11 protein-coding genes are annotated in these 12,666 nt (G+C 61.8%); 7 read left to right on the forward strand and 4 right to left on the reverse strand.

What is annotated here, in order from left to right; translation table 11 throughout:
• Nucleotides 1–13: 13 nt before the first annotated feature.
• Together RMO89_RS06580 and RMO89_RS06585 are read left to right on the forward strand one after the other, a co-directional pair.
• Entirely contained in the window at nucleotides 14–1,723 is a 1,710-nt protein-coding gene (locus tag RMO89_RS06580) for a class I adenylate-forming enzyme family protein (RefSeq protein ID WP_310531975.1), read from the forward strand.
• A 20-nt stretch (nucleotides 1,724–1,743) separates the two neighbouring features.
• Nucleotides 1,744–2,598 (forward strand): alpha/beta hydrolase, encoded by an 855-nt coding sequence (locus RMO89_RS06585; protein WP_310531976.1) that lies wholly within the window; start codon nucleotides 1,744–1,746, stop codon nucleotides 2,596–2,598.
• Here the strand turns inward: RMO89_RS06585 and RMO89_RS06590 are convergent.
• Complete coding sequence (locus tag RMO89_RS06590) at nucleotides 2,595–3,131, reverse strand: cupin domain-containing protein (protein ID WP_310531977.1); 537 nt, start codon at nucleotides 3,129–3,131, stop codon at nucleotides 2,595–2,597. The two genes, RMO89_RS06585 and RMO89_RS06590, sit on opposite strands and share 4 nt — an antisense overlap.
• Nucleotides 3,132–3,205: 74 nt before the next feature.
• Here RMO89_RS06590 and RMO89_RS06595 point away from each other — a divergent pair, with 74 nt between their 5' ends.
• The 4 genes from RMO89_RS06595 to RMO89_RS06610 all read left to right on the forward strand — a co-directional run bounded on the left by RMO89_RS06595 (nucleotide 3,206) and on the right by RMO89_RS06610 (nucleotide 6,794).
• The gene (locus RMO89_RS06595) at nucleotides 3,206–3,664 is read left to right on the forward strand and encodes a MarR family transcriptional regulator (protein WP_310531978.1); all 459 of its coding nucleotides are present in this window, start codon (nucleotides 3,206–3,208) and stop codon (nucleotides 3,662–3,664) included.
• Between the two features lie 137 nt (nucleotides 3,665–3,801).
• Nucleotides 3,802–4,542 (forward strand): SDR family oxidoreductase, encoded by a 741-nt coding sequence (locus RMO89_RS06600; RefSeq protein ID WP_310531979.1) that lies wholly within the window; start codon nucleotides 3,802–3,804, stop codon nucleotides 4,540–4,542.
• Nucleotides 4,543–4,568: 26 nt separating this feature from the next.
• Nucleotides 4,569–6,044 carry an aldehyde dehydrogenase family protein gene (locus RMO89_RS06605; RefSeq protein WP_310531981.1) on the forward strand — a complete coding sequence of 492 codons (1,476 nt, stop codon included), beginning with the start codon at nucleotides 4,569–4,571 and terminating at the stop codon, nucleotides 6,042–6,044.
• Nucleotides 6,045–6,065: 21 nt separating this feature from the next.
• A complete protein-coding gene (locus RMO89_RS06610) occupies nucleotides 6,066–6,794 on the forward strand; it encodes a TetR/AcrR family transcriptional regulator (protein ID WP_310531982.1) in 729 nt (242 codons plus the stop codon).
• A 209-nt stretch (nucleotides 6,795–7,003) separates the two neighbouring features.
• Here the strand turns inward: RMO89_RS06610 and RMO89_RS06615 are convergent, their stop codons facing one another.
• Both RMO89_RS06615 and RMO89_RS06620 read right to left on the reverse strand, forming a co-directional pair.
• The gene (locus RMO89_RS06615; protein ID WP_310531983.1) at nucleotides 7,004–9,757 is read right to left on the reverse strand and encodes a TonB-dependent receptor domain-containing protein; all 2,754 of its coding nucleotides are present in this window, start codon (nucleotides 9,755–9,757) and stop codon (nucleotides 7,004–7,006) included.
• A gap of 276 nt (nucleotides 9,758–10,033) precedes the next feature.
• Entirely contained in the window at nucleotides 10,034–10,864 is an 831-nt protein-coding gene (locus RMO89_RS06620) for a coniferyl-alcohol dehydrogenase (RefSeq protein WP_310531984.1), read from the reverse strand.
• A 109-nt stretch (nucleotides 10,865–10,973) separates the two neighbouring features.
• Here RMO89_RS06620 and RMO89_RS06625 point away from each other — a divergent pair, with 109 nt between their 5' ends.
• Nucleotides 10,974–11,696: a hypothetical protein gene (locus RMO89_RS06625; protein ID WP_310531985.1), complete on the forward strand. Its 723-nt coding sequence runs from the start codon at nucleotides 10,974–10,976 to the stop codon at nucleotides 11,694–11,696.
• A gap of 18 nt (nucleotides 11,697–11,714) precedes the next feature.
• Here the strand turns inward: RMO89_RS06625 and RMO89_RS06630 are convergent, their stop codons facing one another.
• A complete protein-coding gene (locus tag RMO89_RS06630; RefSeq protein WP_310531986.1) occupies nucleotides 11,715–12,524 on the reverse strand; it encodes a helix-turn-helix domain-containing protein in 810 nt (269 codons plus the stop codon).
• Between the last annotated feature and the right edge of the window lie 142 nt (nucleotides 12,525–12,666).

Below are 12,666 nucleotides of genomic sequence, written 5' to 3' on the forward strand. Positions count from 1 at the left end.
AGAGGCAGACAAAGTGGCGACACCGCGGGCAATCATCGATCTGGAAGCCGGGCTTTCAATATCCCAGGGTATCCCTCTGGGCGAAGAGGAAGGCATCGGCTCGCTGACCCTTGGCGGCTATGTTCGCGAGATTGCCCGCCGGTTTGGCCCCAGCGAAGCGGCGGTCATCCATCTGGATGGCAAGGCGCAACGCTGGACCTATGACGACCTGCTCGAACGCTCGATGGAAGTCGCGCGTTCGCTCGTCGCCTGCGGGGTAGGGCGCGGCACGCGGGTGGGCATCCTTGCCACAAACCGGCTGGAGTTCCTTTCCTCTGCTTTCGGCACCGCGCTTGCGGGCGGGGTTGCCACCACCATCTCCACCTTCTTCACCACTGCCGAACTGGAAGTGGTGCTGAAGGAAAGCGGGTGTTCGGTCCTTCTGCTCGAACGCCATGTCCTGAAGAAGGACTTCGCGCAGATGCTGATCGACATCGAACCGTCGATCGCGAGCGCGACCCCGGGCGACCTTGCCTCGGAAAAGCTGCCCTTCCTCACCCATGCGGCGGTGATCGACAGCGATACGGGGCTGGGCGGGATCGAGGGTTGGTCCAGCTTCCTCGGCACCGGAAAGTCGGTCGATCCTTCGGTCGTCCACGCCCGCGCCGACGCGGTCGTCGCCAGTGATCCGGGCGTCCTGTTCTTCTCGTCAGGCTCTACCGGCAAGGTCAAGGGTATCCTCTCGGCCCACCGCGGCGTTTGCCTGCAGCTCTGGCGCTGGGCGCAGTGGTATGACCTGACGACACCGCCGCGCACATGGTCGGCCAACGGGTTTTTCTGGTCGGGCAATTTTGCCATGGCGCTGGGCGGCACGCTGTCCGCAGGTGGCTCGTTGCTGCTGCAACGCTGGTTCGATTCCAGCGAGGCCCTTGCGCTGATGGAGGCGGAGAAGGGGACCATGGTCCTTGCCTGGCCGCACCAGTGGCAGCAATTGATCGAGGCGCCGAACTACGCCAGCGTCGACCTCTCCAGCCTGTCCTATATCGATCGCGACACGCCATTGGCGCAGCATCCCAGCGTCAAGAGCGTGTGGAAGGAGCCCTTCCACGCTTACGGCAATACAGAGACCTTCACGCTGATTTCGACCTATCCGGCCAACACACCCGAGGAAGTCACCTTGGGCAGTCACGGCGTGCCGACGGCAGGCGCAACGATCAAGATCGTCGACCCGATGACCAGCGCGGTCATGCCTCTGGGCGAGCGTGGTGAGATAGCCGTCAAGGGGCCGACGCTCATGCTCGGCTATATCGGTGTGCCGCTTGCGGACTCGCTCGATGACGATGGCTTCCTGCGCTGCGGTGACGGCGGCTATATCGACCGGGATGGCCGCCTGTGGTGGGAAGGCCGTCTCAACGACATCATCAAGACCGGCGGCGCCAACGTTTCCCCGATCGAGATCGACGACCACTTGCGCGATTGCCCGGGCGTGAAAGTCGCAAAGACCGTCGGCGTGCCGGATGACCTGCTTGGCGAACTGGTTGTCACCTGCATCGTCGCCCATGACGGCGCAAATGTGAGCGAGCGCGACGTGCAGACCTATGCCAAGACCAAGCTGGCCAGCTACAAGGTGCCGCGCCGCGTACTGTTCTTTGCCGAGGACGAGCTGGAAACCACGGGCAGTTCCAAGATCAAGATCGCCGAACTCCGCAAGCTGGCGACCGAAAGGCTGGCTTCGAAGGTCTGACACGAAAAGGCGCGCGACGAATGCCAAGGCTGGATATTAACGGCGCCTCGCTGGCCTATGAAATCATCGGCGATGGTGCACGCTCCGTAGCTATCACACCGGGCGGGCGCTTTTCTCGGGAAACCCCCGGAGTGCGCGAACTGGCGCAAACGCTGGCGGACAACGATTGCCGTGTCCTCATCTATGACCGCCCGAACTGCGGTGAGAGCGAGGTGCTGTTCACCGGGACAAGCGAAACGCGCCAGAACGCCGATGCGCTTGCCGGATTGCTGCGGGCAACTGGTCTGGCTCCGGCGCTGATCGTCGCGGCGTCAGGCGGCGCGCGCGAGGCGATTGTTGCGGCTATCCATCATCCCGATGCCGTGAGCGGTCTTCACGTGCAGTGGCTCTCCGGAGGCGCAATCGGCATTGCCACGCTGCCGATCTTCTATTGCGCCGATGCTGCCTTGGCGGCGGCGACACATGGCATGGAGGCCGTGCTGAAACTTCCCGGCTGGCAAGAACCGCTGACCCGCTGGCCGGCAAACCGTGACCGTATCCTCGCTCAGGACCGCGATGCTTTCGTCGCGACAATGCGCCGCTGGGCCGATGCCTATTTTCCGACAGATGCTCCCATCCCCTGCGTCACCCGCGCCGAATTGGTGGCTCTGAACCTGCCGGTCACAGTTCTGCGCGGCGGCGCGTCTGACCTCCACCATCCGCGTGAAACCAGCGAAGCCGTGGCGGCGCTGATCCCGGGTGGGGTCCTCAGCGAGCCGCCGTGGGGTGACCGCGAATGGCTGGAGCGGCTCGACGCCAGCATGGCCGGTCGCGGCGGGCTGTTCGAGAGCCTGCCGAAGCTGGTGCCCTCGATCCTGACGATGCTTGACGCCTAGGGCAGTTCTAGCCCCGATGGTGCCTTTGTCTGCCCTGGCCACGACAGCTTCGATGTCTTCAGCTTTTCCAGCGCCTTGTGCCACCACTTCACGTTGCGGCTACGGATCTTTATGTCAAACCGGTCGGTGTCACGGAATTCCAGCACTTCCACGCCGTCGGGTCCCGGTGTGTATATGTAGGGCGTGTTCGGATCGATGTAGAAGCCATCGCCCGGCCCCAATTCCTGCGTCCCTATGCGCAGCGATCCGGCGACGACATAATAGAGGCACGGCGTCGAATGGCTGTGCAACGGCAAGGGAAAGCCGCTCTTGAACCAGGCGTAGGACAGGCTGAAGCCGCCCGGACGGCGATAGAGCACGCGCAGTTTGCTGCCCTCGAGCATGCCCTCGGCGACCAACGCCATGCTTGCCTCGCCGACCTCCTGCGAGATCGTGCCGTCGCTGTGCATCATGCCGGACTCCTCAAAATCGCCGGCATCACGTGCGCGGTAAACCTCGAAGGGTGGCGGACTTTTTGTGGCAGATTCGGTCATCTCAGGGTTCCTGCCTCTGACAGCGGATCGGAATTGTTCTGGAATATAATGAGCATTGCTATTATTGACCAGTCATGGACGAAAACCCCGGCAAAACCGAAAATCTCGGCAAAGACGAGAACATAGCTATGCTGATGGCGCAGGTCTCCCGGTTGATGCGCCGCACTTTCGATGAAAAGGCGCGGTTGCTGGGCATGACGCGGCCGCAGTGGCAGGTCATCTCGATCTTGTCCGTCAACGAGGGCATCAACCAGGGCGGACTCGCCGAACTGCTTGAAGTCGAACCGATCACGCTCGGCCGAATGGTTGACCGTTTGCAAGACGCCGCGCTGGTCGAGCGCCGGCCTGACCCGGCTGACCGTCGGGCCTGGCGATTGCACCTGACTGACAAGGCGCAGGGCCTGCTTGTCCAGTTGCGCCCCTTGGCACTCGATACGATTGATGCCGCGCAAGAGGGCTTGTCGCAGCCTGAGCGAGACGGACTGATTACAGCAATGCAGGTAATGCGTTCAAACTTGTCTCGTAAGGCATGACGATAAGTCCAAGTTGCTGAATTTATGTGATTTGATTCTCTGACGGCAGAACAATCGCGCGCGCGATACGCAAGGCCCTTGTCTGCAATCGGGCTTATTGCGAAGCCACTGCCATAGCTGAGAGGATCGAACCGAACGTGGGCAAGACTATCGCCATTACTGGTGCAGGAGACGGCCTGGGCCGCGCCATCGCGCGCCGCTTTGCCAAGGACGGGGATCGCATCATCCTGCTCGGCCGCACCAAGTCCAAGGTTGATGCCGTGGCTGCGGAACTGGGTGAGGGGCACCTGTCCATCGAATGCAACGTCCGCGATGCCGCATCGGTCGAAGCCGCCTTTGCCGAGATCGCTCGTCACGTCGACAAGATCGACGTGCTGATCAACAACGCCGCCATCTATGAACCGTTTACGGTTGCCGAGGTGCGCCCGGACCAGATTCAGGCGCAGGTTGAAACCAACCTTTCCGGGCCTCTCTATGTAACCCATTTCGCCATGCCGCTGCTGCGCGGCGGTGGCCATGTGATCAACGTGACCAGCGAATCCGCGCCCCTCAAAATGCCGATGCTGTGGCTTTATGCCGGGACCAAGGCAGCGCTCGAACTGATCTCCGAAATGTGGATCCGCGAGCTTGAGGCAGAGGGCGTCCGCGTCACCATCGCCCGCTGCGGGCAGATGATGGACGAGACGAAGACCGGGTCGAGCTGGGACCCCGACGTTTCGATGCGCTTTGCGATGGAGAATGCCAAGGTTGGCATCAACCTGCGCGATCGCGGCATTTCGCATTACAATTCGGTTGCCGATCAATTCCGCACGATCGTGGATCTTCCGCCCGATCTTCACATGCCGATGGTCTGGACCTCCGGCCGCCCGCGCAACTGACATTCCGACAGACAGGACTCAATTTCATGACGACTCTCACCCCCGCCCGCCTGTTTATCGATGGCGAACTGCGCGATGCCGCCGGCGGCAAGACCTTTGATGTCATCAGCCCGTGGACTGACGCGCCGATCAACACGGCGGCTGACGCTTCAGCTGAAGACGTCGACGCCGCCATTGTTGCAGCGCGACGCGCATTCGATTCCACCGACTGGTCGCATGATTCCAACCGCCAGAAGCGCCTCGAAATTTGCACGAAGTACCTCGACCTGTTCAAGGCGAACTTCGACCGCCTGGCCGACATCGCGATCAACGAAGGTGGTTGCGCGCGGGGATCGGTGAACCGCGAACAGGTCGCCATGGCGCTGGCCGGCTGGCAGGATTATCTCGATGTGTTCCCGCGCGTCGAATGGGAGCGCGATTACGGCACGCGTGAGACCTGGGGCATCAAGAACATCCGCAAGTCCTATCACGAACCGATCGGCGTTGTCGGCGCGATCACTCCGTGGAACGCGCCGCTTTATGTCAATGTCGGCAAGGTCGTCGCGGCCCTGCTCGCTGGCTGCACCGTGATCCTCAAGCCGGCACCCGATACGCCAAGCATGGGCGCAATCTTTGGCGAGCTGGCGAATGAAGCCGGCATTCCCAAGGGCGTGATGAACGTTGTCTTCGGCGCTGATCCAGCACTCGCTGGCGAAATGCTGGTAACCGACAAGCGCGTTGATCTGATCAGCTTCACCGGATCGACTGCCGTGGGCAAGCGGATCATGCAGCAGGGCGCCGAGAGCCTTAAACGCGTGTTCCTTGAACTTGGCGGCAAGTCTGCGCGTATCGTGCTGGAAGACGATCCCTTGTTCGAACGCGATGTCGCCATGGGCATGCTGGTCAACCACGCCGGGCAGGGCTGCGCCGTGCAGTCGCGCCTGCTGGTCCACCGCAGCCGTTATGAAGAAGCCAAGGCGATCCTCAAGGCAACCTACGACAACTTTGACGGCAACTGGGGCGAGCAGGAAAATCCCGCTCACACCATGGGCCCTGTGGTCAACCGCAAGCAGTATGAGCGCGTGCTCGGCCTGATTGAGGTCGGCAAGTCCGAAGCCACGCTGCTCGCCGGCGGCAAGGCACGACCTGACATGGGACCCGGCTACCTGATCGAGCCGACCTGCTTCGTCGATGTCACCAATGACATGCGCATCGCTCAGGAAGAAATCTTCGGCCCGGTCGTCGTGGTCATTCCTTTCGACGATGACGAGGACGCGATCCGCATCGCCAATGACAGCGCCTATGGCCTTTCGGGCGGCGTTTGCACCGGCGACGTCGAGCGCGGCCTGAAGATTGCCCGCCGTATTCACACTGGCACCTTCTCGATCAACAATGGCATGTGCATTGCCGGCGACTTGCCTTTCGGCGGCGTGAAGGCTAGCGGCGTCGGCCGCGAATGGGGCGTTGAAGGGATCGAGGAATATCTCGAGCCCAAGCTGGTCGCCATCGGCAGCTTTGGCTGATCTGGACGGGAAACGTGACGCATGGGGGCAGCACTGAAGTCGATTGAGGCAGCGGCCGGGGATTTCGGCTATCTGGCCGACGCTCTCGGCGTTGGTGACGTCAGCCATAACCTCAACGGGCAAAAGCTTGGCCGCAAGGGGCAGGCGACCCGCGAACGCATCATGATTGCCGCTGCCGAAGTGATTGCTGAAGGAAGCGAAGTGCCGGTCTCGCTCAGCGCCGTGGCGCGCAAGGCGAACCTCGGCATGACGTCGCTTTACCTCTACTTCACTGACCTCACTGAACTGCTCCTCGCTGTCCTGCGTCCGGTGATGGAGGATGCGACGGACGGCTATTTCCGCGAGCTTGGCGAATACTGGCCCAACGCGGACCTTGAGGAACGCTGCCGGTCCTTCGTCCAGGCCTATTTTGATTTCTGGACCAAGCACAGCCGGGTGCTCCACCTGCGCAACAACATGGCCGATCAGTACGACGAGCGCATGATGATGGCCCGCGTCCGTACCGCACAGCCGACCATTGCCCTGCTCCGCAAGCAGATGGCGCTTCCCGGCGGGCAGCCCAGTCCCGAGGCCGGCAACATGGCCTCGGTCCTGATGACGGGACTTGAACGCGCGGTAACAGTGGCCACGGATACGATTACCCCGGCCATGATTGAACGCGCATTCGGCCCGCGCAATACCAACGTGGTCGAGCCACTGACCCGCCTGTTCGTGCTGGCCGTGCGCGACTGCCGCCAACAGGCTGGCTGACGTTTGATCCAGCTTGGTCAGCGAGGGGGCGCGGCCTTCTACAGACTCAGGCTTGGCGGGTTTGCGGTGAATACTTTGCATCCGCTTATCCGCAGCTTGCCGAGCCGAAGGCAATCGTAGGTCAACGTCGTCAAGCAACCGCAACCAAAGAAAAGGGCGGGCCGCTCTCGCAGCCCGCCCTCCAATTCGCCAAACCGGCTATCGTCGGATCAGAACTTCACCTTGGCGCGGAAGCCGTACATGCGTGGCTCGCCGATGAAGCCCGAACGCAGGCCCGAAGTTTCCTGCGTGTTGAGGTGCAGGATGATCTTCTCGTTCGTGACGTTGGTGACATAGGCGCTGAGGTCGACCGGCAGGCCGCCGATGTTTTCCCAGGTCACATTGATGTTGCCATAGTTCTGCTTGGGAATGCGGCCCCCGCCAACGGTCGAGACACCGCTGGTGAAGCTCAGCGTGGCCGGATTGAGATCCGCAGCCGATGGCAGAGGCGTGTAGCTGCAAGCGCCGAAGGTGCCCGGCGTTGTGCTGTTGTAATAGGTCAGCGGCGTAGACGTTGCAGTCTGCGTGGACACGCATCCTGCGGTGCTGTCAGCCACGGCCTTGTAGCTCGATTGCCAGACCCAGGTTGCCGAAACCGTCAGCTTGCCGACCGATTCCGGCAGCGGGAAGGTGTAGCTGCCGTTCGCCACGATCTTGTCAGGGATCGAGTTCGGCAGTTCCTGGCCCGGCAGTGGCGGACGGATGTCGTTGAACGGCAGGCCAAGCCCCGAAATCTGCGAGCTGATTGACGAGATCGCGACCTTGGGATCCTTCGTACCATTCACTTCGATGATCCTGGTACGCAGGTGTGCCCAGGCTACGCCCAGTTGCAGGCCGGTGAAGGGCTTGATCCCCAGTTCCGCCTCAAAGCCGGTCAACTTCGACTTGCCGACGTTCTGGATGATCGTCGTCTGCGAGCAGAGCGAAGTCGGGATGCACTGCACACCAAGCTGGACCTGTTGATCGCGGAAGTTGTTGTAGAAGCCCGAGATGTTGAAGAAACCCGGGATCATGCCGCGCCAGCTGGCCTTCAGGCCGGCTTCGTACGTATCGACCTTTTCGGCATTGTACTTCTGCAGCTGGTCGGCAGCAAACGAGGCAACGCCTGCCTGGCGATAGCCGCGCGACCACTTGGCATAGACCAGCACGTCTTCCATCGGCTTGAAATCAACGCCGAGCAGCCAGGTCGGCTTCGAGCTCTTGGCAGTGATGTCCTGTTTGCACATGCCAAAACGGTTGGCGATGGGCTGGAAGGGGTTGGTTGCCGATCCCTGATAGCCAAACGTCACGAAGTTCGTGCAGGCCGCGAAATCAACGTTGGTTTGCGGGGTTGTATAGGTCGTGCCGTTGATGATCATCGGACCCGGCGTTGCAACCGATCCGTTTGCGTTGAACGTGCGCACGGCGGATGCATTTACCGTGTTGGCAAGGCGCAGGTCGATGACCTGGAACTGCGAACGCATCGTATCCCAGGTATAGCGGAACCCGCCGGTGAACTTGAGCTTTTCGGACGCGTTGTAGCTTGCCTGGGCATAGACAGCACGGCCATCGAAGTAGTTCATTGTCGTCGAATACGACAGGCGTCCAAGCGAGTTGGCGCCGCCGCCGCTGAAGCCGGTGCAGTTGATCGTGTTGATGTCCACGCAGGGCGTGAACGTCGTCGACTGGATGCCCGACAGGCCGAGCGGGTTGTTCGATTCAAGGTAAAGGCCGGCCTGATAGGTCAGCGCGCCATCGGTCGTCTGGCCCTGAAGCTGGATTTCCTCAACCAGCGAGCTCTGCGAGTTGGTGTGCTCGTTGGGCAGCTTGTGCGTGACGTTGAACGGCTTCACCTGCGATGCATTGGTTTCCGAACCATAGGCCAGCGTGCTCGGCACAAGGGCATATTGGCCGAACAGATCGATGTTCAGATCGCCAACGTATTCGCCGTAGGAGAAGATGTTCTTCAGTGTCAGGTTGTCATTCACCTGCCACTTGGTCTGGTTGATGATCTGCCACGTTTCGGTCTTCGAACCAGCGTCGGGAAGAGTGTTGAACACGGTCCAGAAGCCTGTCGTGTCGCCGTAAACCTTCTGCTGGCAAGCGACGAGGTTGTAGCAGTCGAGGATCTTCGGCGGGTTGCCCGTGCTCTTGCTCTTGGAATAGTTGACGATCGTGTAGTTTTCGACGTCCGGCGAAAGGTCAGCCACTGCCGAAAAACGAAGCGCGGTATAATCGACACTGCCGCCAGCATCACCAAAGGGACCAAAGCCGATTTTGCCGGCATTGATCAGGTAACCGTCACGCTTGTTGCGATCGACACCCAGGCGGATGCGCAGCGAATCCATGACCGGAATGTTGACCACGGCCTGGACGCGGCGCAGGTCGTAATCGCCGATAGAGCCTTCGACATAGCCTTCGAATTCAGAGGTCGGGCGCTTTGGCACCAGCAGCACGGCGCCGCCGGTGGAATTGCGACCGAAAAGCGTTCCCTGCGGGCCGTTCAGCACCTGAACGCTCGAAAGGTCGAACAGATAGCCCGGGCCGGCCCCGTCGCCGCCCTGCGTTGCGCCCGAACCGCGCGGTGCAACGACATCGCCGAAGTAGGTGCCGACAGTCGAAGTGGTGCGCTGTTCCTGCGTGAAGCCGCGGATGGTCCAGGTGGTGTTGTCGTTGCCGTAGCGGTTGTTGGTCACCAGGCTGGGGGTGAAGGTCGCAATGTCCTTGGCCGAGGTGATGTTGTTGTTCGACAGCAGCTTTTCATTGAGCACGGTCACCGAGACGGGAACGTCCTGAAGGCGTTCTTCAACGCGCTGCGCGACAACGACGATATCGTTGCCCGATGCCTCTTCGGCTTTATCGGCGTCCTGCGCGAACGCAGGGCCGGCGAAGCTGAGCGCCGTTGCAGCGAGCAAGATAGATTTCAGGCCATGACTGGTACGCATTTCAAACCCCTCCCAATGGTGTGCCCGAACGGTTGTCCGTGGCATTTGCGCCTCTAGAATCTTTGCTCACGCAGGAATCACAGAGGCAAAATCGTAGTCAGGGGAAGATGCAGCAACCCGGTGGGCAAGCAAGCACGCATCCGACTGATCACATGTTCAGTCTATTGGAAGGTGCTTGTCAGTCAAGTTCGCGGGGGCGATGGAACCCGCAGAATTCCTAAGCTTGCTTAGTTATTGGCACCCGGCAGGGGGCATTCCCGCGCCGGGTGCTCGATCTCAAGATGCGGCGCGGCGCATCATCTTCGACAGGTCGATCTGGCCGGTGGGAATTCCGCCCATGAACCCGCCGTCGACAGGCAGGACAACCCCGTTGACGATCGTGGCAAACGGGCTGTTGAGCCAGACCAGCGGTGCAGCCTGTTCATACGGCGTCGAGTAACGGCCGAGCGGTTCGGCGGCGGCGTCGACCACGTCCTTGCCCGAATTCTTGTGGAAATCCGCCATCATCGGCGTCTGGGTGGGCGAGGGCAGGGTGCAGTTGATGCGGATGCCCTTCTTGATCAGGTGGGCGCCCATGAACTGGGTCCAGACGATGACGTTCTCCTTCGAGAAGGCGTACCCTTCCTTCACCGCGTCCTCCGCATGGGCCGTGCACCAGTCGACGGCGGCCTGCCAGCCCTTGGTGGTGACAAATTCCATGTTGGTCGGGATGTTGCGGCTCCAGCCCAGACCACCGGTCGAGGCGATGTTGGCGATGGCGCTGCCTTCGCCCATCAACGGCAGGACCTGCTCGGTCAGGTGGCGCAGGCCGATGAAGTTGACCTTCATAACGTCCATCGGATCGAACGAACCGTTAGGGAGGCCGGCGCAGCTGAACAGCGCATCGATGCGCCCGCCGCCGAGGCCGGCGACGCCCGCTTCAATCGAAGCGGGATCGCGCAGATCGACCTGGGTGAAGCTGGCCAGCGGCAGGTCGCAGGGCTTGTAGTCAAAGCCGTGAACCTCGGCACCGAGTTCGATCAGGAGCTTGGCGGTCGCCTCGCCCATGCCGGAGAAGCAGCCGGTGACGATTACGCGCTTGCCGGCATAGCCCAGGACGTCGGTCATTTTCAGGTTCCTCATGAAGTCGATTTCGTTGGCGAAGCTAAATGGCATGGCGGCGGGGCTGGCAACAGGCCTGCGGCCAAATCGCGGGCGCGATGGCAGGTGTGGGCAAATGAATGGTAGGGCAGGGGCCATGCCCGAAGCCAACCTGCCCGGATTCCGCCGCCGTTTCCTGATCACGCCAGCGCAGTTCGCGGTGACGGCGGCGCTGGAGGACGACATTCACCGCATGGTCGTGACGCTTCATCACGATGGCGAAAGCGTCACGCGGGTCGAGGCGGAAATGGCACGGCATCCGTGGGACCTGTGTCCGGGCGCTGTGGCCAAGGTGGAGGCCGATTTCGCCGGGCGGCCGCTCGCTCCATCCGCGCGCGATATCGACAAAAAGGCCAACTGCACGCACCTGTTCGATCTTGCCGAACTGGCCTTGCGGCACGCCGGCGATGCGGCTCCGACGCCTTATGAGATGCTGGTTTCCGATCCTGCGGACGGGCGCGTGACAGCGGTTTTGCGGCGTAATGGGCAGGAACGGCTGCGCTGGCACTTGCAGGATGACCAGATGCTGGAGCCCCATCCTGCGAAAGGCCTGCCGCTGATCGGCCTCAGGCCGTGGATCGCGAGCCTTTCGGATGAAGCGCGGCACGAGGCGCGTATGCTGCAATGGGCCAGTCTGGCGGCGCATGGCCGGCAAATGCCTTGGGAGCCGGACACACCGTTCCGCGCCTTGCCGGGGAGCTGCTTTGCCAGCCAGCTGGGCCGCCATGAAAACTGCCAGCGGATCGGCGAGCGCATCGACTTCAGCAAGCCGGGCGCGCGCCTTCCACTGGCAGATTAGAGAGCCTGAGCGCCGCGATCAGGCGGCGTTGGCGACCGCTTCGAGAACAGCCGGGGCCGATTCTTCGCCCAGCAGGCAGCTGGAAATGGCTTCGCGGATGCAGGTCACCAGCGCTTCGGGGTTGATCTGGCTGTCAGGTGCGAAGACCAGGCCGATCGCCATCGGGTGTTCACCAGGCTGGTCGGGCAGGAGCACGGCCACGGTGTCTGCCGAAGTGCCGAAGCCCGCAGCGCCAACGCCCGCGCCCGTATCGATGCAGCGCTGGATGCGGCCGGCCATCTCGGCGAAGGGAACCTTGCGGTCATCGCTTGCCTCGGCAATCAGGCGGCGCACTGCGCCGTCGCGGCGGGGTTGGGGGATTGTCGAGAGCATGAGCCAGCCGATCGCCGATTCCAGCAGCGATTCCTGCACGCCGCCATGGATCGCGCGCTGCTTGCTGTTGCCCTGACGGGTGCCCGAACGCCACGACACGATCTGCGCGTTGAGCCCGACCATGCCGTAAAGCGCGACCGCCAGGCCGGTCTGGGCCGAAAGACGGTCGATCAGGCGGACGATGCGGCCATCGCGGGCCATGCCCGACTGTCCGTTGGTGCCCAGCAGCGCAGCGCGGGGGCTGAGGCTGTAGGAGCGCGAATAGGGGTCCTTGTAGAGCAGGCCGAGGTCAACGAGGCTCGACAGCAATTCCGACGTGCTCGACTGCGGGCGGTTATACCGGCGGACGATGTCCATCACGGTGGCCTCGCGGTTTTCGTCATCGAAATAATCGAGCACCTCGATCACGCGCTTGGCGATCTTGGCTTTATTGGACGCGTTCGAAGTCGATGCCATCTTCTGCTCTCCCATGTTTATTTAATCGTATGATTGAATCTTGGAGGGCTGCTGTCAACGAAAAATGAGGATGCTTCGTTTTTTTGAACACCCGTTATAATCTCGCGCCATGGCGATGACCGCATCGCCGGGGCGAAAACCC

The sequence above is a fragment of the Novosphingobium sp. genome, assembly GCF_031424035.1.
GTDB lineage: Bacteria > Pseudomonadota > Alphaproteobacteria > Sphingomonadales > Sphingomonadaceae > Novosphingobium.